This is a genomic window from Buttiauxella sp. AC038 (assembly GCF_979253565.1).
Genome location: NZ_CEEDCQ010000001.1, coordinates 4,382,137 through 4,406,277 on the forward strand (window position 1 = coordinate 4,382,137; position 24,141 = coordinate 4,406,277).

Annotated in this window: 27 protein-coding genes; 11 read left to right on the forward strand and 16 right to left on the reverse strand. The window is 51.1% G+C overall.

Annotation, left to right across the window (positions count from 1 at the left end; translation table 11 throughout):
* Positions 1 to 8: 8 nt before the first annotated feature.
* Complete coding sequence (gene kbaY, locus AC0IXI_RS20810) at positions 9 to 887, forward strand: tagatose-bisphosphate aldolase subunit KbaY (RefSeq protein WP_064515885.1); 879 nt, start codon at positions 9 to 11, stop codon at positions 885 to 887.
* Positions 888 to 963: 76 nt separating this feature from the next.
* Positions 964 to 2,859 (forward strand): enterotoxin, encoded by a 1,896-nt coding sequence (locus AC0IXI_RS20815; protein ID WP_471683042.1) that lies wholly within the window; start codon positions 964 to 966, stop codon positions 2,857 to 2,859.
* Between the two features lie 46 nt (positions 2,860 to 2,905).
* Here the strand turns inward: AC0IXI_RS20815 and AC0IXI_RS20820 are convergent, their stop codons facing one another.
* Positions 2,906 to 3,553 carry a hypothetical protein gene (locus tag AC0IXI_RS20820; RefSeq protein WP_471683043.1) on the reverse strand — a complete coding sequence of 216 codons (648 nt, stop codon included), beginning with the start codon at positions 3,551 to 3,553 and terminating at the stop codon, positions 2,906 to 2,908.
* A 112-nt stretch (positions 3,554 to 3,665) separates the two neighbouring features.
* On the reverse strand, positions 3,666 to 4,532 hold the full coding sequence (rsmI, locus tag AC0IXI_RS20825; protein ID WP_064515879.1) for a 16S rRNA (cytidine(1402)-2'-O)-methyltransferase: 867 nt from the start codon (positions 4,530 to 4,532) through the stop codon (positions 3,666 to 3,668).
* 62 nt (positions 4,533 to 4,594) lie between these two features.
* Between rsmI and AC0IXI_RS20830 the strand changes: the two genes are divergently transcribed.
* From AC0IXI_RS20830 to AC0IXI_RS20850, 5 genes are all read left to right on the forward strand, one after another.
* Entirely contained in the window at positions 4,595 to 6,670 is a 2,076-nt protein-coding gene (locus tag AC0IXI_RS20830; protein WP_471683044.1) for a penicillin-binding protein activator, read from the forward strand.
* Positions 6,628 to 7,023, forward strand: coding sequence for a YraN family protein (locus AC0IXI_RS20835; protein WP_064515874.1), 396 nt, complete (start codon positions 6,628 to 6,630; stop codon positions 7,021 to 7,023). The genes AC0IXI_RS20830 and AC0IXI_RS20835 overlap by 43 nt, the downstream gene beginning before the upstream one ends.
* 19 nt (positions 7,024 to 7,042) lie before the next feature.
* Positions 7,043 to 7,633, forward strand: a complete 591-nt coding sequence (diaA, locus tag AC0IXI_RS20840) for a DnaA initiator-associating protein DiaA (RefSeq protein WP_034461282.1) — start codon at positions 7,043 to 7,045, stop codon at positions 7,631 to 7,633.
* 9 nt (positions 7,634 to 7,642) lie between these two features.
* Positions 7,643 to 8,218 carry a division/outer membrane stress-associated lipid-binding lipoprotein gene (dolP, locus tag AC0IXI_RS20845; protein ID WP_064515872.1) on the forward strand — a complete coding sequence of 192 codons (576 nt, stop codon included), beginning with the start codon at positions 7,643 to 7,645 and terminating at the stop codon, positions 8,216 to 8,218.
* 428 nt (positions 8,219 to 8,646) lie between these two features.
* On the forward strand, positions 8,647 to 8,859 hold the full coding sequence (locus tag AC0IXI_RS20850) for a hypothetical protein (protein ID WP_471683045.1): 213 nt from the start codon (positions 8,647 to 8,649) through the stop codon (positions 8,857 to 8,859).
* Positions 8,860 to 8,896: 37 nt separating this feature from the next.
* Here AC0IXI_RS20850 and AC0IXI_RS20855 read toward each other — a convergent pair whose 3' ends face one another.
* From AC0IXI_RS20855 to AC0IXI_RS20900, 10 genes are all read right to left on the reverse strand, one after another.
* Positions 8,897 to 10,807 (reverse strand): BglG family transcription antiterminator, encoded by a 1,911-nt coding sequence (locus tag AC0IXI_RS20855; RefSeq protein WP_471683046.1) that lies wholly within the window; start codon positions 10,805 to 10,807, stop codon positions 8,897 to 8,899.
* A gap of 15 nt (positions 10,808 to 10,822) precedes the next feature.
* Positions 10,823 to 11,929 (reverse strand): lactonase family protein, encoded by a 1,107-nt coding sequence (locus AC0IXI_RS20860; RefSeq protein ID WP_471683047.1) that lies wholly within the window; start codon positions 11,927 to 11,929, stop codon positions 10,823 to 10,825.
* 25 nt (positions 11,930 to 11,954) lie between these two features.
* Entirely contained in the window at positions 11,955 to 12,695 is a 741-nt protein-coding gene (gene dagF / locus AC0IXI_RS20865; RefSeq protein WP_471683048.1) for a 2-dehydro-3-deoxy-phosphogluconate aldolase, read from the reverse strand.
* Complete coding sequence (locus AC0IXI_RS20870; protein ID WP_471683049.1) at positions 12,692 to 13,810, reverse strand: DgaE family pyridoxal phosphate-dependent ammonia lyase; 1,119 nt, start codon at positions 13,808 to 13,810, stop codon at positions 12,692 to 12,694. Before AC0IXI_RS20870 ends, dagF begins: the two co-directional genes overlap by 4 nt.
* Positions 13,794 to 14,927 (reverse strand): amidohydrolase/deacetylase family metallohydrolase, encoded by a 1,134-nt coding sequence (locus AC0IXI_RS20875; protein ID WP_471683050.1) that lies wholly within the window; start codon positions 14,925 to 14,927, stop codon positions 13,794 to 13,796. Before AC0IXI_RS20875 ends, AC0IXI_RS20870 begins: the two co-directional genes overlap by 17 nt.
* Before the next feature lie 117 nt (positions 14,928 to 15,044).
* Positions 15,045 to 15,686 (reverse strand): DUF4310 family protein, encoded by a 642-nt coding sequence (locus AC0IXI_RS20880; RefSeq protein WP_064515863.1) that lies wholly within the window; start codon positions 15,684 to 15,686, stop codon positions 15,045 to 15,047.
* 11 nt (positions 15,687 to 15,697) lie between these two features.
* Positions 15,698 to 16,474, reverse strand: a complete 777-nt coding sequence (locus AC0IXI_RS20885) for a DUF4311 domain-containing protein (protein ID WP_064515860.1) — start codon at positions 16,472 to 16,474, stop codon at positions 15,698 to 15,700.
* 23 nt (positions 16,475 to 16,497) lie between these two features.
* On the reverse strand, positions 16,498 to 16,794 hold the full coding sequence (locus AC0IXI_RS20890; RefSeq protein ID WP_134186314.1) for a DUF4312 family protein: 297 nt from the start codon (positions 16,792 to 16,794) through the stop codon (positions 16,498 to 16,500).
* A gap of 2 nt (positions 16,795 to 16,796) precedes the next feature.
* Entirely contained in the window at positions 16,797 to 17,159 is a 363-nt protein-coding gene (locus AC0IXI_RS20895) for an SFCGS family glycine-rich protein (protein WP_064515856.1), read from the reverse strand.
* Positions 17,160 to 17,176: 17 nt separating this feature from the next.
* Positions 17,177 to 17,512 (reverse strand): glycine dehydrogenase, encoded by a 336-nt coding sequence (locus AC0IXI_RS20900; RefSeq protein WP_064515854.1) that lies wholly within the window; start codon positions 17,510 to 17,512, stop codon positions 17,177 to 17,179.
* A gap of 623 nt (positions 17,513 to 18,135) precedes the next feature.
* Between AC0IXI_RS20900 and AC0IXI_RS20905 the strand changes: the two genes are divergently transcribed.
* The 3 genes from AC0IXI_RS20905 to nadS are packed head-to-tail and all read left to right on the forward strand — an operon-like array spanning position 18,136 to position 19,046.
* Positions 18,136 to 18,630: a glutathione peroxidase gene (locus tag AC0IXI_RS20905; RefSeq protein WP_134186310.1), complete on the forward strand. Its 495-nt coding sequence runs from the start codon at positions 18,136 to 18,138 to the stop codon at positions 18,628 to 18,630.
* A 20-nt stretch (positions 18,631 to 18,650) separates the two neighbouring features.
* Positions 18,651 to 18,734 carry a helix-turn-helix domain-containing protein gene (locus tag AC0IXI_RS20910; RefSeq protein ID WP_134186436.1) on the forward strand — a complete coding sequence of 28 codons (84 nt, stop codon included), beginning with the start codon at positions 18,651 to 18,653 and terminating at the stop codon, positions 18,732 to 18,734.
* A gap of 27 nt (positions 18,735 to 18,761) precedes the next feature.
* Positions 18,762 to 19,046 (forward strand): NadS family protein, encoded by a 285-nt coding sequence (nadS, locus tag AC0IXI_RS20915; RefSeq protein ID WP_134186308.1) that lies wholly within the window; start codon positions 18,762 to 18,764, stop codon positions 19,044 to 19,046.
* Positions 19,047 to 19,079: 33 nt separating this feature from the next.
* Here nadS and AC0IXI_RS20920 read toward each other — a convergent pair whose 3' ends face one another.
* From AC0IXI_RS20920 to AC0IXI_RS20930, 3 genes are read right to left on the reverse strand one after another with little or no spacing between them, the layout of a single operon-like run.
* Positions 19,080 to 20,387, reverse strand: a complete 1,308-nt coding sequence (locus AC0IXI_RS20920; protein ID WP_471683051.1) for a TRAP transporter large permease — start codon at positions 20,385 to 20,387, stop codon at positions 19,080 to 19,082.
* Between the two features lie 12 nt (positions 20,388 to 20,399).
* Positions 20,400 to 20,942: a TRAP transporter small permease gene (locus tag AC0IXI_RS20925; protein ID WP_064515845.1), complete on the reverse strand. Its 543-nt coding sequence runs from the start codon at positions 20,940 to 20,942 to the stop codon at positions 20,400 to 20,402.
* Positions 20,943 to 20,989: 47 nt separating this feature from the next.
* On the reverse strand, positions 20,990 to 22,003 hold the full coding sequence (locus AC0IXI_RS20930) for a TRAP transporter substrate-binding protein (protein ID WP_471683052.1): 1,014 nt from the start codon (positions 22,001 to 22,003) through the stop codon (positions 20,990 to 20,992).
* A 306-nt stretch (positions 22,004 to 22,309) separates the two neighbouring features.
* On the opposite strand from AC0IXI_RS20930, the gene AC0IXI_RS20935 reads away from it, so the two are divergent.
* Positions 22,310 to 23,248, forward strand: a complete 939-nt coding sequence (locus tag AC0IXI_RS20935) for a LysR family transcriptional regulator (protein WP_064561978.1) — start codon at positions 22,310 to 22,312, stop codon at positions 23,246 to 23,248.
* Here the strand turns inward: AC0IXI_RS20935 and mdcH are convergent.
* Positions 23,232 to 24,140 (reverse strand): malonate decarboxylase subunit epsilon, encoded by a 909-nt coding sequence (mdcH, locus tag AC0IXI_RS20940; protein ID WP_471683053.1) that lies wholly within the window; start codon positions 24,138 to 24,140, stop codon positions 23,232 to 23,234. The two genes, AC0IXI_RS20935 and mdcH, sit on opposite strands and share 17 nt — an antisense overlap.
* Between the last annotated feature and the right edge of the window lies 1 nt (position 24,141).

The window sequence follows — 24,141 nt, forward strand, 5'->3', positions numbered from 1 at the left end:
ATTACAACATGAGCATTATCTCCACCAAATATCTTCTGCAAGATGCGCAAGCCCGTTGCTACGCCGTCCCTGCGTTTAATATTCACAACGCAGAAACTATCCAGGCGATTCTGGAAGTCTGCAAAGAGATGCAGTCGCCAGTGATTCTTGCGGGCACTCCGGGCACTTTTAAACACATTGCTTTTGAAGAGATCTTCGCATTGTGTGAAGCCTATTCAGAAAGCTATGACATGCCGCTGGCACTGCATCTTGACCACCATGAATCACTGGCAGATATCAGCCGTAAAGTGAACGCCGGGGTGCGTAGCGCCATGATAGATGGCAGCCACTTCCCGCTTGCCGAGAATGTGCGTCTGGTGAAATCAGTAGTCGATTTTTGCCACCGCCATGATTGCAGCGTGGAGGCAGAATTAGGCCGCCTCGGCGGTGTGGAAGACGATATGGATGTCGACGAAGAAAGCGCCTTCCTGACCGACCCACAAGAAGCACGCCGTTTCGTCGAACTCACCGGTATCGATAGCCTCGCGGTTGCCATCGGCACGGCACACGGGCTTTATACCAAACGCCCAAAAATTGATTTCCAGCGCCTGGCTGAAATTCGTGAAGTCGTGGATATTCCGCTGGTTCTGCATGGCGCAAGCGATGTGCCGGATGAATACGTCAGACGCGCCATCGAACTGGGCGTGTGCAAAGTGAATGTCGCGACCGAATTAAAAATCGCCTTTGCCGACGCCGTGAAAAAATGGTTTGCCGAGAATCCGGAAGGCAACGACCCGCGTTACTACATGCGCGTCGGAATGGACGCGATGAAAGAAGTGGTGCGCAGTAAAGTCACCGTTTGCGGCTCTGCAAATAAATTAATTCCTGAAACTGAAACAACGCTTTAAATCCTTTCCCTTCAGGGCATTGCCTGCAAATGCGGGTAATACCCTACGTTTGAAAACACCCTGACAGGAAACTCAGATGAATAGAATGATTAAAAGCTCGTTATTACTTTTACTGGTCAGCAATGGCGCATTTGCTTCCGAATATCTGCTCAATAACAACAATATCTCCATCTCATTTGACGACACCAATTCTGCGGTTTTAATTAAAGACAAACTTTCCCAGAGTAAACTCGCCCCCAAAGAGTTGTTCTTTCTAACACTACCGAATGAAGATGTTATTCACGCGGCGGATTTTAAAATTAAAAGCGTCAGCCAGAAAGATGACTCTATTCATATCGAATATGACCATAAAGATTTCGCCGTCAGCGTGGCGTTGAATGTCCTTAAAGGAAAATACGCCAGTATCGACTACACGATCAAAGCGAAAGGCAAAGCGCAAGATGTCACGAAAATAACCTTCTTCCCGACAAAAGGGCAATCACAAGCACCTTATGTTGATGGCGCGATTAATAGCTCACCGATTATTGCTGACAGCTTCTTTATACTGCCGGAAAAACCTATCGTTAATACCTACGCGTATGAAACGACAACCAACCTGAATGTCGGCCTGAAAACGCCGATTAAAACCGATGCCCCCGTTACCTTTACTACCTATTTCGGAACCTTTGAGGCGACAAACCAACTACGTCGAAGCTTCAATGAATTTATCAATGCCATGCGCCCGCGCCCCTATAAGCCCTATCTGCATTACAACAGCTGGATGGATATTGGTTTCTTCACCACCTATACCGAAAAAGATGTGCTTAACAGGATGGATGCCTACGCTGACGAGTTGATTAAAAAGCGTGGCGTAAAACTCGATGGCTTCCTGCTGGATGACGGCTGGGACGATCGTACCGGCAAATGGCTATTTGGCCCGGCGTTCAGCAATGGTTTTGGTGTCGTAAAAGATAAGGCCGATAGCCTGCATACTTCCGTAGGTCTTTGGTTATCACCGTGGGGTGGCTATAACAAACCGCGCGACATTCGCGTTTCTCACGCCAAAGAAAATGGCTTTGAAACCGTCGACGGGAAATTTGCGCTCTCTGGACCGAATTATTTCCGTAACTTTAACGAGCAGATTATTAAGTTAATCAAAAATGAACATATTACCTCGTTCAAACTTGATGGCATGGGCAACGCCAATAACTGGATTAAAGGCAGCCAGTTTGCCTCTGATTTTGATGCGTCGATTGAACTCATCAAAAATATGCGAGCGGCGAATAAAGACCTGTTTATTAACCTGACCACCGGCACCGATGCCAGCCCATCCTGGCTGTTCTACGCCGATTCAATCTGGCGCCAGGGCGATGATATTAACCTGTACGGCAAAGGCTCACCGGTTCAACAATGGATGACCTACCGCGATGCTGAAACCTACCGTTCCATTGTGCGTAAAGGTCCATTATTCCCGATAAACTCACTGATGTATCACGGGATTGTCAGCGCGGAGAATGCCTATTTCGGCCTGGAAAAAGTGCAAACCGACAGTGATTTCGCCGATCAGGTCTGGAGTTACTTTGCTACCGGAACCCAGTTACAAGAGCTGTATATAACGCCATCAATGTTGAACAGCGCCAAATGGGACACGCTCGCTAATGCGGCTAAATGGTCGCGGGAAAATAGCGCAGTACTGGTCGATACCCACTGGATTGGTGGCGACCCAACGGCACTTGAAACTTATGGTTGGGCATCGTGGAGCAAAGAGAAAGCTATCCTCGGCTTACGCAACCCGTCAGACAAAGAGCAAAGCTATTATCTGGATTTGACGAAGAGCTTTGAAATCCCGGATGGCGAAGCGACAAGTTTCACGCTCAAACCGGTCTATGGTGCGAATGCCACACTTCCAAGTGATTACACCAAGCCTGTTATTGTGACGCTGAAACCGCTGGAAACACTGGTCATTGAAGCCACACCGGTTGCCGCGAAGTAGGGTTTGTTATTGTGCATAAAACAAAAAACCCGCGAAAGCGGGTTTATTAATTTGAGAATGTTAGGGTCTCGATTTTGCGCTTATCTTCAGCAATCAGCACGATACCAAAATGCTCAACATCTGGATGAACACTCCAGATTTTTTCTTCAGGGATGCTGATCCCATCATAAATAGCTTTCGTCCCGTCATAAGGGAAAAAGAGGCCTGCATCGGAGTCGAGAATGAATACGAACAGAGCATTCGAACTTTTCGCAATCTTCTGCCACAAAGCTTTCCCGCCTTCATACTGTGTATTATCACTCATTAAAATGACACCGCATTTGAGAACCAAAGCTTCATATAATTGCGTAGCGAAGCCAAGTTCCTGATAGCGCCGATCAACACAAACGCCTTCCACTTGAAGTACGCTTGAATCTTCCCAAAAGCGCTCTACTGAAATGACATTATCACCAATAGCTTTTTGGTTGTTCAATTCCAACATAGCAACGGCAACATGCCGGGGCTCGCCACTCACATCTTCTAATTCAGCTTTCACAATAGAAGCGCGAGGTGTTTTTTTATCGAAGATAATAAGGTAACGCTTTTCAGCGATGGTTATTTCTTCAATCACTTCAAACGAACGCGCAATCGCTGAGGCACTATAAGAAAGAGGCATCACTATCATGTTTGAATCCCCACGAATCAACACCGGCATAATTTGCTCATCCTGAACAGACTAAAGTATGAGCAAACTACCATCGCTTATTTAAACCACACTAACAATACTGATACCTGTAATGAAAGAGTTCGAGCATGCTCGGGAAACGCTATTTCTCGCTGTTTTCTAAAGCATATTTATACAGTGCATTTTTCTTCACACCGTGAATTTCAGCCGCCAGTGCTGCAGCCTTTTTCAGAGGCAGTTCGGTTTGCAGCAGAGCCAGAGTGCGCAGCGCATCGGCTGGCAGTGCGTCATCGACAGGGGCTTTGAAGCCTTCGACAATCAACACCATCTCACCTTTGCGGCGGTTTTCATCTTCTTTAACCCAGGCAGCCAGCTCACCAATCGGTGCGCCGTGAATCGATTCCCAGGTTTTCGTCAGCTCGCGCGCCAGCACCACATAGCGTGATTCACCGAGCACAGCGCATATATCGTCTAAACTATCGAGCAGGCGATGCGTAGACTCATAGAAGATGAGCGTACGTGGTTCTTGCTCAATGGCTTTGAGTGCATCGCGACGGCCTTTGGATTTTGCAGGAAGAAAACCTTCGTAGCAGAAGCGGTCAGAAGGCAAACCAGCTGCACTTAATGCAGCAATCGCGGCACATGGCCCTGGCAGCGGCACCACGCGAATACCAGCTTCGCGACACGCACGCACCAGATGGTAACCAGGATCGTTAATTAATGGCGTTCCTGCATCAGATACGAGCGCGATGCTTTGCCCTTCTTGCAGCTTTGCCAGCAGGGTTTCTGCTTTTTGTTGCTCGTTATGATCGTGCAATGCGAACATCCGCGCATTAATCGCAAAATGTTGCAGCAGCAAACCGGTATGGCGAGTATCTTCGGCGGCAATCAGGTCAACGCTTTGCAACACGGCTAATGCCCGCTGTGTGATATCGCCGAGGTTACCGATGGGTGTCGGAACGATGTAGAGCGTGCTGGCAGAAATAGCCGCCGTTTCGAGTTGTTTCATTGTTTCATCCGTATTGCCGATTTAATATTGAACACTGAGATAAAAATTACACTGGATACAGAATGGTACCGTCTAAATTTATTCGTTCTAAAGCCGGGCGTTGTCTGCCTGTTATGTTGGCCGCGCTCATATTCGCCGGCTGTACAACTAAAGCACCAGACCAGTCTGCTGCCCATGTTCAGGGCGAGGCGACTGCTGATTCAGCGTATTACCTGCAACAAATGCAGCAAAGTAGCGATGATAGCAAGACCACCTGGCAATTACTCGCCATTCATGCGCTGTTAAAAGAAGGCAAAACTCAGCAAGCCGTTGATCTCTACAATCAACTGCCAAAAGAGATGAATGAAGAACAGGTGCGTGAGCAGAAGTTACTGGCAGTCGAGGTGAAAGTTGCCCAGAAGGATTTTGCTGACGCCAACGCGCGCCTGAGCAAAATCGAGCTTTCTACACTCAATAAAAACCAGCAGACTCGCTACTACCAGGCGGTTATCGACGCAAGCCAGAACCGCCCGTCGCTTGACCTGCTGCGCGCGTATATTGCACAAGAGCCAATGCTGACTGGCCCTGCGCATCAGAAGAATATCGACGGTACATGGCAGGCACTGTCTCAGATGACCCCGGAGCAGATGAATTCGCTGGTCATTAATGCCGACGAAAACACGCTGCAAGGCTGGCTGGATCTGCAACGCGTCTGGAACGACAACCGTAACGATCCCGAAATGCTGAAAGCCGGTATTAAAGACTGGCAAACGCGTTACCCGCAAAACCCAGGTGCGAAAACGCTGCCAGCTCAGCTCAGTAATATGCAGAATTACAAACCTGCCTCTACTGAGAAAATCGCCCTGTTGCTGCCATTAAGTGGCCAGGCCGCTGTATTTGGTCGCACTATCCAGCAAGGTTTTGAAGCGGCGAAAAATATGGGCTCCGCACCAGTCGCACAGACTACGGCTCCGGCGCAGGTTGCTGATACCAACGGGCAACCGGTTGACACCACTCAGGCCGCATTGCCGAAACCTGCGGATCCAAATATGGTTGCAAGCCCTGCTGCGGCATCGGTTGATGATTTAACTCAACAGCCTGACGCAACGCCAGCAGCTCCGGCCCCGCAAGCTGCTCCACAAACACAGCCAGCTGCAGCTGCCGCGGCTCCAGCCAATCCGGCTGCGGAAGTTAAAGTCTACGACACCACCACACAACCGCTGGCTCAGATACTCGCTCAGGCCCAGCAAGATGGTGCAACGATTGTTGTCGGCCCATTGCTTAAAAACAACGTCGATCAGTTAGCAACAACAACTTCCCCGTTGAATATCCTGGCGCTTAACCAACCAGAAAACGTGCAGAACCGTGCAAATATCTGCTATTTCGCCCTGTCGCCAGAAGACGAAGCGCGTGATGCAGCCGACCATATCTGGCAGCAAGGCCACCGTGCTCCGCTATTGTTGGTTCCGCGTAGCGCCCTTGGCGATCGCGTCACTAAAGCTTTTGCCGATGAATGGCTGAAACTCGGTGGTGGCACGGTACTACAGCAGAAGTTCGGTTCAACGGCTGAGCTAAAACAAGGGATTAACAGCGGTTCAGGTATCGCGCTGAGCGGAACTCCGGTTAATGCCGCAGCCGCTCAACCCGAAGCAGTGACCATTGGTGGGCTGACAATTCCTGCTCCACCAACAGATGCACAAATTACGGGTGGTACTTCCGGTGGCGTAGATGCAGCCTACATCGTTGCAACGTCTGATGAAGTCGCATTGATCAAACCAATGATCGCCATGCGTACCGGCAGCCGCAGCCCAGCGCAACTGTATGCCAGCTCGCGCAGCTCTCAGGGTGTAAGTGGCCCGGATTTCCGTCTGGAAATGGAAGACTTGCAGTTCAGTGAAATCCCGATGCTTGCCGGCAACAACCCATCGCTGATGCAGCAAGCGCTGGGTAGCGTAAATAACGATTACTCACTGGCACGTCTTTACGCCATGGGCGTGGACGCGTGGTCACTGGCAAATCACTTCTCTCAAATCCGCCAGGTCCCTGGCTATCAGGTGAATGGCAATACCGGCACGCTTTCTGCAACCCAGGATTGTGTCATTAACAGGAAGTTAAATTGGCTGCAATTCAGTCAAGGTCAAATCGTTCCGGCATCCTGACCCGTCAACAAGCTGGCGCGCGCTACGAATTAGAAGCGCGCCGCTTTCTTGAACGCAATGGACTGCGTTTCATCGCCGCAAACGTCCATTCTCGCGGCGGCGAAATCGACCTCATCATGAAACACGGCAGCGTTATCGTCTTCGTAGAAGTGCGATACCGCCGCTCAAACCACTTCGGTGATGCAGCCGCAAGCATCACTCGCCGTAAGCAACAAAAATTATTACACACTGCTTCGTATTGGTTAGCCCGCACATCAGGAAGTTTTGATACTGTGGATTGCCGTTTCGATGTGTTAGCCTTCACCGGCAATGAAATAGAGTGGTTAACCAACGCGTTCACCGCAGATGTTTAAAGTAACCAGGTAAACTAACGTGCTCGAAAGAATCAAAGTCTGCTTCACGGAAAGTATTCAAACCCAGATTGCCGCAGCGGAAGCTCTGCCAGATGCTATCTCCCGTGCAGCAATGACACTGGTTCAGTCTCTGCTTAACGGCAATAAAATCCTTTGCTGTGGCAACGGCACGTCTGCGGCCAACGCCCAACATTTTGCCGCCAGTATGATCAACCGCTTTGAAACTGAGCGACCGAGTTTACCTGCTATTGCACTTAATGCTGATAATGTGGTCTTAACCGCGATCGCAAATGATCGTTTACACGAAGAAGTGTATGCAAAACAAGTACGTGCCCTCGGTCAAACCGGTGATGTTTTACTCGCCATTTCGACCCGCGGAAACAGTCGTGATATCGTCAAAGCGGTAGAAGCCGCTGTAACGCGCGATATGACTATTGTTGCACTAACTGGTTACGATGGCGGGGAATTGGCCGGGCTATTAGGGCCACAGGATGTGGAAATTCGCATCCCTTCTCACCGCAGCGCGCGCATTCAGGAAATGCATATGCTGACGGTAAACTGCTTATGCGATCTGATTGATAATACGTTATTCCCTCACCAGGACGATTAAGGAGTACAGATGAAGGCATATAAGCCACTTGCAGTCCTTATTACCGCACTACTTCTACAAGGTTGTGTTGCTGCCGCAGTCGTGGGTACCGCAGCAGTCGCCACTAAAACGGCGACAGATCCGCGCACAGTCGGTACTCAGGTTGATGATGGTACGCTGGAATTGCGCGTAAATAGCGCGCTCGGCAAAGACGAGCAAATCAAGAAAGAAACGCGAATCAACGTAAGTGCGTATCAGGGCAAAGTGCTGTTGGTTGGGCAGTCGCCTAACTCCGAACTCTCATCGCGTGCCAAACAGATTGCGTTAGGCGTTGATGGCACCACAGAGGTGTATAACGAAATCCGTAACATGGCGCCAATTGGCCTGGGAACGGCGTCTAACGATACCTGGATAACGACCAAAGTGCGCTCGCAACTGCTGGCAAGCGACCAGGTAAAATCGACGAATGTGAAAGTCACTACCGAGAACAGCGAAGTGTTCCTGTTAGGTTTAGTCACTGACAGAGAAGCCAAAGCTGCGGCAGATATTGCCAGCCGCGTCAGCGGTGTGAAGCATGTGACGACTGCGTTTACGATGCTGAAGTAATCCTCCACGGAAGCTGTCTCTTGGTCATATCTGTGTGAGTCGCGAGACAGTTCCGTTCACCCGATATTCCGTGTTTCATATAGCCACTGTACCGGTGAACGTCTTAGGGTGGCCGCCGTCGCCACCCTAAGAACCCGGACTCCCGGCAAATCAATCGCCGCAAGCGGTAAACCTCCATTTTGCCTCCGTGTCAGGGTCGGTTGCGATTCGTTCCCGACGATCGCGCCCTCCAGCCGTTCCCGACGGCTGGACCCTGCCACCTGGAGTCAAAATGGAGGCGATTGAAGCCGGAACCAAAGGTCAACGTCAAAGGCTAAAAACCACACCGAGCCGGTTTTGACCTTGTTCCCGGTATAAATTGCCCCAGTGTTCTCCATAAGTCAGGGTGGCGCCGTCGGGAACGGCGCCAGTGAGCGATCGTCGGGAACGTGTCGCGAACGGCCCTGATGTTGGGGATAAGCTGGGGTTTACCGCGCAGCGGCAATTTAATCACCGGGCGACGGGGTCGCCAGGGGGATGTCGTTATCCCACTGGCACGTTCACCGTTTGCAGGAATGAAAGAGATAACTGAACGCACAGGTGAACGGAAAATCAACGAGCTCAAAGATCTCACCCTAACAAAATGCCCGGGTGAGTTGTGACCAAGAGACCACTCCCATACGGGAGAGGCTACTCCCCTTAAAACCGACTCAAACAATCCATTGCCACCGCTTTAAACTCCTCAAAACTCTGACTATCCCGCAAACGCGGCATCGCCCTTTCGCGCAAGAAAGTGACAAACAGATCGTAAATCGCCATCGCCTCTTCGTACTCGCTTTTGCTGATTGCCAGTAAGAAAATGACATGTGCTGTTTCATCACCCCAACGAATACCTTGTGGTGCAAGCACAGTGTAAACCACGGTTTTGTTCGCCATCAGCCCCAATGAGTGAGGCAGTGCAATCCCCTCGCCCAATACGGTGCTGACGATAGCTTCACGCTCAACCACTGAAGGGTAAAAATCGGCCGCTACATAGCCTTCTCGTTCAAGCTGCTGGCATAGCGTGCTGAACAACTCCTGCTGAGTCATCGGCTCATCAACCACCCGGAAATGGCTGGCATCAAAGAATTTTTCCAGCATGTATGGGCGCGTGCGGTCCACCAGCACCAGTTTGCCCAACTGCTCAAGTTGGTACTCGGTCGGGAATGGCGCCACCACCACAGTGGGCTTTTGTTTATCGATAATGCGCGCCGTGGAAATAACAAAATCCTCTTCCACGCCGTCGAGTTGTTCATAATCTCGCAGGGAAATGATCCGCGTGACCTCAATTTGGGGATATTTACGCAGCAGCATCGCCTGAATCATGCGTACCGTTGAGTTCCCGGTATCACAAACCAACAGCACGCGTGGATGGCGCTGATAACCAATGTTGTAGTGCCGCTCAAGCCCCACACCAATATGCAGCACCAGGAAACCAATTTCGTTTTCGCTGATGACATAAGGCGTGTATTTCCCCCAGCTCGACACCGCCGCAAGCGTCATGTCATAAGCCATCGGGTAGTGTTGCTTAATATTGCCTAGCAGGGGATTAGGAATATTTATCTGATAGCGCACACGGGTAATCATAGTTTTGATATGCGTGAGCAAATCAGCATGTAGCTGCTTATCAGTCAGTAGGTTGTAGTTATAATTGTTGTTGATAAAGCTCAGAATATAATTCACCAGCGCTTCATCGTCGTCAGCACTGATAGCGCTCGCCGCCACCGCTTGCACCTGGCGCGAGGCAATATGAACTTGCAGCCATTGCTCTTCCGCCTCGGAAAGCGCTTTACCTGCAAGCTCCTGTAACAGTACGGTGATTTGTTTTGCGGCTTCACGCACCGCTTCGTCTACATTGTCGGCGCTAAATTCCGGCAGCGGGTAACCTTCACTGATACGGCGAACCGCAACGGCGCAATATAAACGGATAAACTGTTCACCCTCGTCAGTCAGGCGGATACGGCAGCGCGTAAAACAATTGTGCAGTTCTGCCGCCAGTTGTTCTGGCACGCCTGCATTGAGCACTTCTTCAGTCAGCAGTGGATTTTCGCAATCTTCCTGCGTGAGTTTCCAAAGCAGATCGGTCAGACAAGCACGCACCGACATTTCACTGCCAAACAGCTTCATTCCGTGGCGCGGGCGGGTTTCAATCGTCAGGTTGTAGCGCGCCAGCCAATCACGAACCTCAGCCATATCGCTTTGCAATGTCGCACGGCTAACAAACCACTCCTCGGCCAGATCCTCGAGTTTTAATGAGAAGGCAGACGTCAGAAAACGCACCACTAAATAGTGCACACGCTCCGGTGAGTTGCGCGGAATACGCAGCTGGCGTGAAGGCTGCTGCTGGAGTTCTTCATACAGCGCCGGGTCTGCAATATTGAGCTGATAACCGGCTCCGCGATTGAGGACAAACTGCGCGCCATGCCCGACCATCAGCGCATTTAAAGCGGTGATATCCGCGCGCACGGTGCGGGTAGAAACCGATAATCGCCGCGCCAGTTCATCCTGGAGCAGCGTCTCGTTTTGCAGCATTTCAAACAGCTGGGCCAGACGTTGGTTTGGGAATCTCACTGCCGTTTCCTTTCGTTAATCGGGCGCAGCACCTGTCAAAACCATCTGTGACGGGCTGCCCACCGCAATGTAATCCTCAACAAAATTCAGTTTTCCAGTCGGCTGCGCCACGCTAAAACGCGCGATGTTATCGCTGCGCTGATTCATCACGTACAGATACTTTTCATTATGGCCGAGCGTTAGCGTGCGCGGGTAATCACCCCGCGTCCAGACGTGCTCCACAAGCTCCAGCCTGCCATTCGCGGCAACGCTGAAATGGCCGATGCTGTTGTGCAAACGGTTCGCCACATATAGCTGTTTCCCGTCTTTACTTAGCACCAGACCCGCAGCAAAGTTGGTTCCTTTGAACCCCTTAGGTAGTGAGGAAATGCTCTCGCCCTCGGTTAGGGTTCCTTTGGCTACATCAAGTTGGTAGTGGGTAAGCGTAGAAGATTCTTCATTGATCAACCATAAGCCATCACCCTTTGGCGTGAATACAAAATGGCGTGGCCCTGCACCTTTCGATGAGGCGTCAATATAGGGAGGATCGTTTGGCGTGAGTTTGCCGTGAGTTTCATCGAAACGATATTGATAGATCCGATCGAGTCCAAGATCGGTAGTAAAGACGAATTTACCACTGGGATCGGTGGCGATCATATGTGCATGCGGGCCACTGTGTCCGCTGGCCGCAAAACTGCCTTCCACGGCGGCTTCTGGTTTTTTGGCGCCAGTAGGCCCCGCATCCTGTTGAATATCCGTGGCCTGGCCCAAATTGCCATCGCCCATCACTGGCAATACGGCAACGGAACCGCTGCCGTAATTCGCCACAAGCAAATGCCGCTCGTTCGGCGTGAGCGTGACATAGACCGCCCCCGCGCCGCCCGATGAAACCTGATTAAGTTCAGTAAGGTTGCCATCATCCCCAACACGCAATGCTGCAATCACACCGTTTTCAGTTTCGCATGCCACATACAGCGTTTTACCCTCTTTCGAAGCGGTGAGCTGCGCGGCATTCGGCAGTTCACTGACCAGCGTTTTGCGGGTCAGTGCACCGGTTTCGGCATCGACATGAAAACGGTAAATCCCTTCACCATTTGGGTTGTAGGTACCTACCCAGGCGAATTGCGTTTGTGTTGCGGGCATTGATGATCCTCATTGTTATCAGGTTTTAGCCAACTAACTTCTTCGTCATATCCAGCAAAGTGCGCACATCTTCCGGACGCGTATTACCGCTCGCTTTATCAATAATTGAGCTGTAAATATGCGGAATGATCTTACTCACTCCCGCATCCAGCGCGATCTTCAGGATTTCTTCGTAGTTCTCAAGATCGATCCCACCAGTCGGCTCCAGCCAGAAATCGTGTTTTGCACAAGCCAGCGCTACCGCGCGGAACTCATCACGGTATTTCAGGCCATCCATCGGGAAATATTTGATTGAGCTGCCGCCCATATCTTTAAGCAACGCGATAGCGGTATCTACCGGCACAATCCCGTCAGAGGAGACTGAGCTTAGCGGACCGGTGGATATTTTCACCATCCCTACCATTCCCGTTGGAGAAACCAGGCCATTGACCACGCTTTCATTTTGCCCAAGCAACGCGCGGCTTGCACCCACCCCGGTAAACACCTGGTTTACATGCTGCGGCTGCACATGGCGGGAGATTTCACTCACCATTGCAGACTGGTTTGGGTCACCCGCGCCGAGGCCAACGGACAACGCATTGTCGATAAGCGCCGCATACTCGCGCATTTCCGCCACGGCAGTTGCCACATCCGGGTAATTTTTAGAAAGCACGCCGACCAACACATGGCCTTCTGCGGCGTCATAAATCTCTTTCGCGTTCTCTTTCGAGCCCGCCAGCACGTTCAGGCATACACGGTCGCGGTAAAAATTCGGGGTCAGTTTCATACCTGCTTCTCCTTGCTTACCAGTGCGTTAATGCAGTGATAAATGATCTCTAACTGCTGCGGGCTGACGCTACGCACATCGGCTTCGATAATCCCTTCGTTGGCTTTGTAGCCACGGAAGAAAATCGCGTACTCGCCCTGTTTCAATGCGCTCACCAGCTCGCTGGTGCTGATGCCGATAACTGCTTCATCGAACTTAATCTCGGTACGCGCAATATCTCGCCCTGCAGCATCCCACACTACACGTGCACTCACGCCATCAAGGGTGTTGAGGCTCTCGATAAACGGCGTCATTTTTTCGACCATCTGTGCGCCGCTTTCTTTGGCTGCCGTTAAATAGTGTTCGATGGCGCAGGTCAGGCCAAGAATACCTTCTTTGCCCACTTTCATGGCGCGCCCAATGCCGCCTGTTTGCAGCTTCACCCACTCAACGTACTGCGCTTTACCAATCACCAGGCCGCTGGTTGGCCCTTCAATCGCTTTCGCGCCGCTGTAAATCACCAGATCCGCACCCGCACGGTAGTAGCACTGCAAATCTTCTTCTGCGGCAGCATCAACAATCAGCGGCAGGTTATGTTTGCGAGCCACGACTACGGCCTGCTCAACGCTAAGCATGCTTTTCTGCACCGAGTGGTGCGATTTGATATACAAAATGGCGGCGGTGCGCGGGGAAATCGCCGCTGCCAGTTGGTCGGCTGAACATTCGTTGGCGTAACCCGCTTCAACCACTTTGCCGCCACCGAGATTCACCATGGTGCCAACCGGTGCGCCGAAGTTCACGTTGTGGCCTTTCGGCAGCACGATCTCGTTGTTTTCAAGGGGTGCAGCGTGCAGGTTTTCAATCAGCCAGGCGTTGTCTTTTACCAGTACAGCCGCCACGGATTGCGCGATCCCCGCTGATGCACAAGAGACAACTGTCGCGCCTTCTACATCGAGCAATTTAGCAATGTATTCCCCGGTTTTGTTCACCAGGTCTTTCATTTCAAAGTAATGATTCATGCCAGTGGTCACAGCTTCGACCACTTCCGGGCGCGGGGTAGAAACACCGAGCGCCGTCATGCGGCCGGAGGCATTAATGACTTGTTTTAAATTGTATTTCTCATAAATCGAAGACATGTTCTTCCTTCCCTTGTTCGGTAACAAACCACTTCCCGGCGCGAACGGCGGCAAGTGCCACCAGCAGTTGTTCACCCTGGAGAGTCTGGCTTTCTGAGTCGGTAAAGACCGTCGGCTGGCGGCGTTGAGTAAAAATGGTCAGGTCGCCATCAAGGCCAACGGACAAGCGCCCTTTACTGGCCAGGCGTAAACCATCGGCGGCATGAGCGGTAACACAATCAATTACTTGTGGAAGTGACATACCAATGGAGAGGAATTTAGACATCACCACGCCAAGGCTATGCACCGGGCCGTTAATGCGGTTGCGGCAGTAAATATCGGAGCTAATGGTGTGTGGCAGAATCCCTTTGCTGATGGCGATTTTCGCTACTTCAAAGCTGAAACTGGCGGAGCCGTGTCCCACATCGAGACGTACGCCACGTTGTATAGCGTTGGAAATGGACGCTCGCAATTCACCGGCAGACGTCAGAATGCGGTTCGGTTTGCCGTTGTAGCAGTGGGTAATGATGTCGCCAGTTGTCAGCAAATCGGCAATTTCGTCGAGGTCTGGCGGGTTATTACCAATGTGTACCATCAGCGGAAAATCACCGTTTTCGCGCTGGATTTCTTTCGCTCGCTCCAGTGGTTTAATGCCGTTGGCACCGACGACGCTGCTGCTCATGCGCGCTTTGATGCCGACGATAAAACCAGGGTGGCGCTTTACCGCGTCACGCACGGCGACTTTGTCGATATTCGCCATATCCGACAGTTCGTTCTGCGCAATCAGCCCAACGCGGGAAATGTTCAGTAACGCGTAAACATCCGTCGCCGCTTTGCGAGTCAGCTCGTAAAACTCATCAATATCATCAGCACCCGTGCTCCCGGCATCAACAACCGTAGTGACGCCAGTATTTATACCGATGCTGTCAGGGTCGTCGTGATAAATCGGGGATTTTTGGTAGCAGTGGACGTGGGAATCAATCCAGCCTGCACTGACATAATATTCGCCATTGAGCTGGCGCACTTCTTGCGCCTCACCCATGATTTCGCCAAGTGCGGCAATTTTTCCGTCCTTGAGCGCGATGTCGATAACGGTGTCATCCACCAGACACGCGTTGCGCAGGATTAAGTCGAACATGGTTTTCTCCTTCAGAAAGATCCCGTAGCCGATTATTAGGGGAAGTTCAGGGAATTGGTTCCCGGAGGGATGCCAAGCCCTGAAATCGCCCCGGGTATCTCCAGCCCCCGCTTCGGCCTACAAAGCAATCGGGAAGAATGCCCCAAACAGCATTGCGCCAAGAATCGCACCGCCGGTAATCGGCTTGTTCCACAGATAAAACAGCAGAGAACCAATCAAGGATCCGATACCAATCGGAATAGAAGCGGTCATTGCGCTGAGGATAATCAACGGGCCAAGGAAGCGGCCGGATGCGTTACCCGCGCCCATCATGACGTCTGCCCCGTAGGTTGAGTTGCTCTGGTTGACGGTGAATTTACGCGCCAGAATAATCACATAACCAATCGCCAGGCCAATCACCAGCCCCGTCACCAGCGATGCCGCAAAGTTCGCAACCGGGAAGATAATGCCCGCGCCGAGTAACAACGCTGGAACGCCAAGACCTACGCCGGTTTGAATCGCTCCGCCGATATCCAGAATCCCGACCAGCGAACCTTCAATGATGCGGGCAAACAGGAAGCTGGCACCAAACGCGGCGACTGCGCCATACACACCGGTATCAATCCCGGCACGCAGCATGGAAACAAACGCCACTTCGTTGAATGCGCCAATGCCGTAGAGGTAATACATGTGTGTCCCGGCGAACACGCCGGAAGAAAGCAGGCCAACGAAAATTGGGAATGACCAGTCGGCGTACCAAAAACCTTTATTCGTTTCCATCACAGGCTCCCTTATTTTCCGCTCATCGAGTTATGGATCAGACTGAGCCAGTCCGGCACGGTCAGATGGAAGGATTCGATCATCTTCATATCGAAGCCACGGAAGAAGCCACTCAGCACAAACAGCGCGATAATCGCCACCATCATCACTTTGGTGACGTGGTTCCAGCCGCTCTCTTCCACGCCTTTACCAATCAGGATGCCCAGCACCAAGCCTGGTACGGCGTTGCCCATAATCAGTTGCGCACAGCCACCGAAAATAGTCGCCCAGAAGCCTGATTTTTTACCGGCATCAATCGCTGCCAGCCAGAAAATCACTGGCATGATGATGGTCACCAGCAAGTTCGCCGCAGGGACCAGCACTTTGACTGCGGTGACCTGTAATGCTGCGGGAACGGCAGACGCGGTAGTGTTAAGGAAGGCCACCACAATCATGCCGATGATGCCGCACGCGACAGCCATCTTGCGCGGATCGTGCAGGGTCTCAGCCACGTTGCGATTTTTCATCATCAGCGCAGCCGCACCCCAGTGTGGGATAATGCGGTGGTCAACGTCCTGAGTGAAAGCACCCGCCGCAACGGACGATGCCCAGGCGTTGAAGAAGAAGCCTAAACCAAATGAGAAGTGTGAAGCCGGGTCGCCTTCGCAGGAGTTCAGCTCGCCGAGGGTACGAAAAGCGCCCATACCTTGCGTGGTCGGCGCATGAAACATACGTGCAGCCCCGGCGCCCACTCCAACGCCAACCAGACCGCCGATGATTAGCGATTTTATTAATATAATTAAGAACATCTGTCTGTCCTTTCTGTGTGATTTTATTGGGGGATGAAGTCTACTTTGTCCATATTGATGGCCGTCACACTGACCGCAACATCCAACTCCACGCTGAACATCTGTTTTTCACGTTTCAGAAAGAAGAACAAAAAGGCCTCTTTCTTGACCTGTACTCGCGCCTGAACAACCTGCACATCCTGTGGCTCAATACGCAGTAAAATGTGGGGAGATGACTTCATAACCGAGCCCTGAACATGATTCAGGGCATCAGCAAAGGCCTTGGCTTTAGTGTCGCCACGACCTTTCACTCTCACCGTTTCGGAGAAGTGTTCTTTCATACTTAGTTACCGTACTTCTTAGCCCAGGCCAGAACTAAGCGCTCGCCCAGCTCTTCTTTATCCATAAAGCCGAAGCCCAGCACGTTGTTGCCTTCGTTGATGGCAGTCACGCCCTCTTCAACTGAACGCATGCCGTATTTGGCTTTGTAACCATGTTTGGTTTGCGCGGTGATGGCACCTGCGCCGCCGCTGCCACAAAAAGAGATGCCGAATGTGGCATTTTCAGCTTTCATCACATCGCCAAGTTTCATATCAGCGGCAACACCAGGAATAACCACGGCACGGCCGCCTGCTTTCTCAATCCCTGCTGCCACTTTCTGGCCTTTACCCAGGCGGTCGCCGATCACTACGGTAATTTGTTCCATTTGAATCTCCTGATTATTCAAAGATTGTCTTTCGCGACTTCGAAATGCACTGACAGCAACCACGCCTCTTCAACCGGCAGATTGCCAAACTGCTCCACGACTGCTTTTGCCATTTCCAGAGAGTCATCAGAAATTTCCTCGAATAGGCTTTCTTCAACTTCTGGCAACGGTTCGCCGGTCAGTGACCGGTGCGCCATGGCGCGAACGTGGGATGTCAGCATCTGTTCCTGAACTGCGTTTGGCGTGATGTTTCGGCCTTCCAGCAGCGTCCTGATAAACGCCAACACTTGCTCCGTAAGTTGTGTGGCGTCGGTACTTCCGGCGTCATTAACCTTTACCGCTCCGTTATTCACACTGCATACCTCGTTTACTGATATGGCTCTAAGGTATCGGCGAGGGTTAGAGGTTTGTAGCGAGTTGTTTTCCACTTTGAAGTGGAAATCCCAGAGGCAAGAGTGATATGCGCCACAAAAAGCGGCCGATTCATGATAATTCGCTGGCTTAATGTGATTACAGTCACGGATTAAAGAGGTCGAATCTATTGGTGACAGTGATAGTTTTTGAGCGAAATTGTGATGTGGGGGTGGTTTATGGGGAAATATTGGAAAGAGTTATGGGTGGGGGATTGGTAGTTGGTTGGGTTGGCTGGGGTTAGATTAAGACTGAGATACCCAGGGCGACCACCAGGTTTGGCGTCCCTCCGGGAACCAAATCCCGGTGTTTCCTCTAATTCATTGGCTTTAGTGAATAGCGTTATCCAGGGAATTGTAGGAGAAGGATTTATAGTTCTTTCGATGGATTTGGTAGTACAGGCATAATCAGGGAGTGACAGTCGCTTAAGTCCTGTGAGTTCAACGGGTCGATGCAACGCTATCCTTAAACAAGGGGGGCGTTGCCATGAAACGCAGAACGCGTATTTACTACACGCTACGTGGCAATGCTAACGTCAAACTGATTCTGCTCTGAGGATTCCGACATGACCACCTTTCATCAACTTACTGCCACCAGTCTGCGTGGCCAGCTCATCTCTATGGCTGACTACGCTGGCAAGCTGGTTCTGGTGGTTAATACCGCCAGCCATTGTGGCTTCACGCCACAATACGCAGGCCTTGAAGCACTCTACAAGAAGTACGCCGCCCAGGGTCTGGTGGTGCTTGGTTTCCCCTGCAACCAGTTCGGTAAGCAGGAACCCGGCGGCGCCGACGAAATCGCGCAGACCTGTCATATCAACTACGGCGTGAGCTTCCCGATGTTCGAGAAAGTGGAGGTCAACGGGGCAGCAACGCACCCGTTGTTTCGTTACCTGAAGAATGAATTACCCGGTGTGCTGGGTGGGCGAATAAAGTGGAACTTCACTAAGTTTCTGATCGGACGCGACGGCAAACCACTCAAGCGTTTTGCTCCTATCTCCACCCCGGAGAAAATGGAAGCCGCAATCCTTGCTGCACTTGAAATCAAAAAGCCCCTGTAATTCAAACTATTCCCTTTTAGATATCTTCCCACTGGCATAAAGCCGAAATTATTGCCTCGCTGCATAAGAAAGGCTTTTCGCTGGATACTCTCTCAAGAAATTGACGAAAATACTGAAAAACGAGGTGTGATATGAGCTTTTTTGACGACCTGAAAGCGTCCCTTGAAGAAGCGGTCGACATTAAAAATGGCGTTCAATCTCCCGCCCGTGTCACCCGTTATGAGATCGCTGATGTTAAGGCAATCAGGGAACAGCTGAATGTATCGCAGAGTGAGATGGCCAAGGCACTTGGTACTAGCGTTGATACAATCAAAAGCTGGGAGTCCGGAAGGCGTAACCCAACCGGGCTTGCTGCAAAAGTGCTGGCAACTATCCAGGCTAACCCTGCATTCTTCCAGGAATTAGCTGCGCATTAGTGATTGGCGGGGAAAATCCCCGCCAACTTTAATCTATTTAACCAGACCCATGCTCTGTGGCAGTGCCATGGTGATAGCCGGTAAATAGGTTACCATCATCAGAACAATCGCAATCACCGCAAAGAATGGCAGCAACGGTTTAATCACGCGCTCAATCTTAATATCCCCCACCTTACAGCCGGTAAATAATATTGGCCCTACCGGCGGCGTAATTGTGCCAAGCGATAAGTTGAACACCATCATGATACCGAAATGTACCGGGTCCATTCCAAACTGCATGCAGATTGGCAGGAAGATTGGGGTGAAGATTAATACCGCAGGTGTTGGGTCCATAAAGGTGCCCACCAGCAGTAATACCAGGTTCATAATCAGCAGAATAACGATGAAGCTATCTGTTGCAGAAAGTAAACCGGAGGCAATCAGCGCAGGGATTTTGGTAAACGCCATGACCCACGACATAATCGACGATGCCGCCAGCATGAAAATAACAATCGCCGTCATTTTCGCGGTCGCGAGGAATATCTTCGGCAAATCATCCATTTTGATATTGCGGTAAATAACGCCGAGCACCAGCGAATAAACCACCGCAATTGCCGAGGCTTCTGTTGCGGTAAACACGCCCCCCAGAATGCCGCCGATAACCACAACAATCATCATCAGGCTTGGAATTGCATCAAACAGAATGCGTAACGTTTTGCCTTTATCCGCAGAACGGTCGGCTACATAACCCCGGCGTTTTGCAATAACCCCGGCGACAATCATCACCCCCAGGCCCCACAGAATGCCAGGCACATAACCCGCCATAAACAGAGCGGAAATAGACACGCTGCCTGCAACCGTTGCATAAACAATCAAAGAGTTACTAGGTGGGATCAGCATACCCGTTGGTGCAGAAGCGATATTCACAGCGGCACTAAACGCCGGGTCATACTGCTCTTTTTTCTGAATTGGCGACATGATGCCACCGACCGCTGCCGCAGATGCCACGCCTGAACCACTGATGGAGCCAAACAGCATGTTGGCGGCGACGTTGGTTTGCGCCAGAGGCCCCGGCAGGAAATTACTGATCAATTTTGCACAGTTAATTAAACGAATGGCTATCCCGCCATTGTTCATTAAATTCCCGGCCAGAATAAAGAAGGGAATGGCTAATAAGGCAAAGGAGTCGAGGCCGACAAAGACGCGCTGGGCAGAGGTTAATATCGCGCCATCGAACGGTAAAATAAGACACATCGCGGCGAAGGATGAGATCCCAATACTAATACTAATTGGCGTTCCCGCTAGCAGCAGAATAAATACGCCGCTAAACATCACCAGAGCAACAATAATTGCAATATCCATATCGACACCCAATCAATCTTGTTTCGAAGAGAACTTTCTGAACAACCCATATTGGTTATACAGACAATAGAACAGCGTCAATGCACCGCTCAGCGGAATCGCAATGTAGATAATGCCGATAGGGATTTGTAATGCGGAGTCGAGCTGCGCCATCTGGCGGCTCATACCGATATAACCACCGATAGTCAGCACCAGTAATGCAAATACTGAAGTGGCTAACTCGCCAACAATTTCCAGAGAAAGGCGCAATTTACGCGGCATTTTATCGCGCATAAACGTAATAGCCATGTGCTCGCGCAGGCCAAAAACATATGCCCCGCCAATCAGCACCAGCCAGATAAACAAATAACGCGCCAGCACTTCACTGACCGCACTCGGGCTATTAAACAAATAGCGCGACGCAACCTGCCAGGTCACCAACAAAGTCATTAAACCAACAATCAGAATACACAGATAAGACGCAGCTTTATCCACGGCCTGTTTTACTCGTGTGACAAGCGAATAAAAATCAGATTTGGATACAGCGGTAGAGGGGGCGGATTGAGCAACTTTCATTTTTATCTCCACGGGGGACCCGAAGATCCCCCAAACTTCAAACCTTATTACTCGGCCATCTCACGAATTTTTTCGTACAGCGCTTTTTGTTCCGGGGTGGTCAACATGGCTGATTGCAGCGGTTTGCAACGATCCTGGAATGGTTTGATGTCCACTTCGGTAAAGACTGCGCCGTTGTCTTTCGCGGTTTGGCGTGCGCCATCAAGGGCTTTGTCCCACAGCTCAAACTGAGTCTGGGTACTCTCTTTAGCCAGTTTGCGGAACAGCTCGCGGTCGCTTTCATCCATCTTGGCGATGAAGTTTTCATTAGCGACTAGCAAATCAGCCACCATGACATGACGCGTTGCTGAGAAATACGGAGCAACTTCGTACTGCTTCAGGTCGGCATAAGTGATCTCGTTGTTTTCAGCACCATCCAGCACGCCTTGCTGAATCGCTGAATAGACTTCACCTTGCCCCATCGGCACACCGGTTCCGCCCATGCAAGACAACATTTTGATCATGGTGTCAGACTGCATTACACGGATCTTTTTACCCTGCATATCGGCCGGGCTGGTGACTGCGGCGCCTTTGGTGTAAATACTTCGCGCGCCTGCTGTGTACGCGGTAATAACTTCAAAACCGGTGCCTTTGGTGGAAGCAAACAGGTTATCGAGCACGCCAGAGGTAAACACTTTGCGCTGATGTTCCGGGTTGTCGTAAACGTACGGCATCGCCAGAACAGAGAAGTTTTTATTGAAGTTTTCGACCAGTGGGTTGGCGACGACCGCCATCTGAATCGCGCCAGACTGAACTAGTTCCAGCGAAGCACGCTGGTCACCTAACAGTTCGTTAGGGTGAATTTCAAGTTTGTAGCGGCCATTAGTCGCCGCTTCCAGTTTATCGCTGAAAGAGACTAATGCTTTGTATTGTGGGTTGTTTTCAGACTGGTTAAACGCTGTTTTCAGGACTACAGGGCCTGTTGGCGCTGCGTCATCTCCACATCCGCTCAGTAAAATTGTCGCCGCAACGGCGGTAGCAACCAGCGAAATTTTTGGCAAAACATGTTTGAAATGCTGCATCCTTCAGACTCCCTTATCCATGATTTCGGTTCGGTATTATTCCGTTTGGAAATCATTTACACACCAAACCCACGCAGAATGAAACGTTATTTTATTTAAAAAGAACTTTTGATTCATTTTGCTGATGAGATCTCAAAATTGCAGAATTTTACGCTCAAAAATCGTACGATTAATGAACTATTTTCGGAAGGATAAATGGCGGCTGCCAGAAACAAGGCGAGCACAGACAAGATCTGAGTCAGTGAAGCAGCAACGGTTTTAGGGTACTTTATGGCAATCTCGCTGGGTGAAACATTCGGAAACTTAATGAAAATAGATGCAGAAATCACCTTCCGTAAACTCGAGATTTTTATGGCGTTTATGGAAAAGGGGAATATCGCCCGTACCGCTGAAACACTCGGTATTAGTGGTGTAAGCGTCCATCGCGCGTTGCATACGCTTGAAGAAGGCGTGCGCTGCCCGCTGTTTATCCATAAAGGCCGCAACCTTGTGCCACTGCCGTCGGCTTACACTCTGCTAGAACACAGCCAGGAAGCGGTGGCATTGATGGCACGGGGTATTGCAGAAACGCGCCAGGCAGCGGGGGTTGGGCAAGGACGATTGCGCATCGGTACGCTCTATTCGTTGACGCTCGAAACCGTTCCGCGCCTGATTATGGGGATGAAACTGCGTCGCCCTGAGCTGGAGATGGACCTGACCATGGGCTCCAACCAATTGCTACTCAACATGCTCGAAGACGGCGTACTCGACGCAATTCTGATTTCTATTTCGGAAAGCGAAATAGACCGTAACCGCCTTGAAGTACTCCCACTTTTTCATGACGATATTTTCCTCGCGGCGACCTCTTCTTTCCCGCTCGATACCAGCAAGCTGGCAGATTTACGTGATTATCGTGATGAGAAGTTTGTTTCGCTCGCAGAAGGTTTTGCCACCTACAACGGTTTCCAGGAAGCGTTTCACATTGCCGGTTTTGAGCCAGAAATTGTTACGCGAGTGAACGATATTTTCTCGATGATAAGCCTGGTGCAGGCGGGTGTGGGGCTGGCGTTAATGCCGGGACGTATGAAGAAAGTGTATGAAAATTCGGTGCAGTTGCTCAAACTTGCCGAGCCGTATCAAATGCAGCAGTCCATCGCGATTGTCTTTGCCCGAAACCGCGAACTCGATCCAAACTTGCTGGCGCTCGCCGCCGAAGGGCGCATGTACGCCCGTTCGTTTATAGATACGCCTAACGCGCCGCTTTAACGCGCTCGGCAAGACGTTGAATCAAGGCTACATTGCTTTGCTCACGGCACAACATATCCCCTTCGCGGAATGCCTGGCGGGTCAAACCTGTCAGCACACTTCCCGGCGGCATTTCGATTGCCAGACGAACATCGCGTTCGTTAGCGGCGATCATCGCATCCCGCCAGCGCACGGTGCGCGACATATTTAGCGCCAGATCATCTGCGATCTGTTCCGGTTGCCATAGCACGCGCGCGGTGCTGCCGCTAAGATAAGTACAACGCGGGCGAGTCAGTGTTACATCAGCAAAAGCCTGCTGTAGTTTGAGTGCCGGTTCATGCAGCAATTCGCAGTGCGACGGCACGCTAACTGCCAACTGTTTGGCTTTTTGCGCACCCGATGCCAGCGCTTTGTGCGCCACGGCAGCCATTTCGTCATCGCGCCCGGCAATCACGATTTGCTGCTCGGCGTTAATATTAGCGATAAACGTTCCGCTACCTTCCACCAGCCGCTCGACCTGGCTCAATTGCAGGCCGGTGATTGCAGTCAGGCCATAACCTTGCGGGTACGCCTGCTCCATTAAATCACCACGCAATGCCACTAAACGCAGCGCATCTTCAAAACCTAACGCCCCTGCGACAACCGCCGCCGGAAAAGCACCAATGGATAGCCCGCAGACCATATCTGGCGGCACGCCGTTATTCTCAAGTTCTTGTGCCCACGCAACGCCTGCAATCAGCAAGCAGAGTTGGACTGCACGGGTATGCTTCAGGGATTCAGGGGTATCAAGCCAGTCGGTTTCATCGCCTAAAACTGTACGAACTCGCGCTAAAATGTCGCCATCTTGCGGTAATGCCTGCAACATGCCAGCACGTTGTGTTCCCTGCCCGGGAAAGGTGAAGAGAATTTTCATG

Excerpts from the sequence above, each read along its gene's own strand:
- kbaY (WP_064515885.1), top strand. The coding sequence starts at position 9 with ATGAGCATTATCTCCACCAAATATCTTCTGCAAGATGCGCAAGCCCGT.
- AC0IXI_RS20870 (WP_471683049.1), bottom strand. The coding sequence starts at position 13,810 with ATGTCTTCGATTTATGAGAAATACAATTTAAAACAAGTCATTAATGCC.
- AC0IXI_RS20920 (WP_471683051.1), bottom strand. The coding sequence starts at position 20,387 with ATGGATATTGCAATTATTGTTGCTCTGGTGATGTTTAGCGGCGTATTT.
- AC0IXI_RS20875 (WP_471683050.1), bottom strand. The coding sequence starts at position 14,927 with ATGTTCGACTTAATCCTGCGCAACGCGTGTCTGGTGGATGACACCGTT.
- rsmI (WP_064515879.1), bottom strand. The coding sequence starts at position 4,532 with ATGAAACAACTCGAAACGGCGGCTATTTCTGCCAGCACGCTCTACATC.
- AC0IXI_RS20925 (WP_064515845.1), bottom strand. The coding sequence starts at position 20,942 with ATGAAAGTTGCTCAATCCGCCCCCTCTACCGCTGTATCCAAATCTGAT.
- mdcH (WP_471683053.1), bottom strand. The coding sequence starts at position 24,140 with ATGAAAATTCTCTTCACCTTTCCCGGGCAGGGAACACAACGTGCTGGC.
- AC0IXI_RS20885 (WP_064515860.1), bottom strand. The coding sequence starts at position 16,474 with ATGTTCTTAATTATATTAATAAAATCGCTAATCATCGGCGGTCTGGTT.
- AC0IXI_RS20890 (WP_134186314.1), bottom strand. The coding sequence starts at position 16,794 with ATGAAAGAACACTTCTCCGAAACGGTGAGAGTGAAAGGTCGTGGCGAC.
- AC0IXI_RS20935 (WP_064561978.1), top strand. The coding sequence starts at position 22,310 with ATGAAAATAGATGCAGAAATCACCTTCCGTAAACTCGAGATTTTTATG.
- AC0IXI_RS20860 (WP_471683047.1), bottom strand. The coding sequence starts at position 11,929 with ATGCCCGCAACACAAACGCAATTCGCCTGGGTAGGTACCTACAACCCA.
- AC0IXI_RS20830 (WP_471683044.1), top strand. The coding sequence starts at position 4,595 with ATGGTACCGTCTAAATTTATTCGTTCTAAAGCCGGGCGTTGTCTGCCT.
- AC0IXI_RS20905 (WP_134186310.1), top strand. The coding sequence starts at position 18,136 with ATGACCACCTTTCATCAACTTACTGCCACCAGTCTGCGTGGCCAGCTC.
- nadS (WP_134186308.1), top strand. The coding sequence starts at position 18,762 with ATGAGCTTTTTTGACGACCTGAAAGCGTCCCTTGAAGAAGCGGTCGAC.
- AC0IXI_RS20930 (WP_471683052.1), bottom strand. The coding sequence starts at position 22,003 with ATGCAGCATTTCAAACATGTTTTGCCAAAAATTTCGCTGGTTGCTACC.
- AC0IXI_RS20880 (WP_064515863.1), bottom strand. The coding sequence starts at position 15,686 with ATGGAAACGAATAAAGGTTTTTGGTACGCCGACTGGTCATTCCCAATT.
- dagF (WP_471683048.1), bottom strand. The coding sequence starts at position 12,695 with ATGAAACTGACCCCGAATTTTTACCGCGACCGTGTATGCCTGAACGTG.
- AC0IXI_RS20820 (WP_471683043.1), bottom strand. The coding sequence starts at position 3,553 with ATGCCGGTGTTGATTCGTGGGGATTCAAACATGATAGTGATGCCTCTT.
- dolP (WP_064515872.1), top strand. The coding sequence starts at position 7,643 with ATGAAGGCATATAAGCCACTTGCAGTCCTTATTACCGCACTACTTCTA.
- AC0IXI_RS20895 (WP_064515856.1), bottom strand. The coding sequence starts at position 17,159 with ATGGAACAAATTACCGTAGTGATCGGCGACCGCCTGGGTAAAGGCCAG.
- AC0IXI_RS20815 (WP_471683042.1), top strand. The coding sequence starts at position 964 with ATGAATAGAATGATTAAAAGCTCGTTATTACTTTTACTGGTCAGCAAT.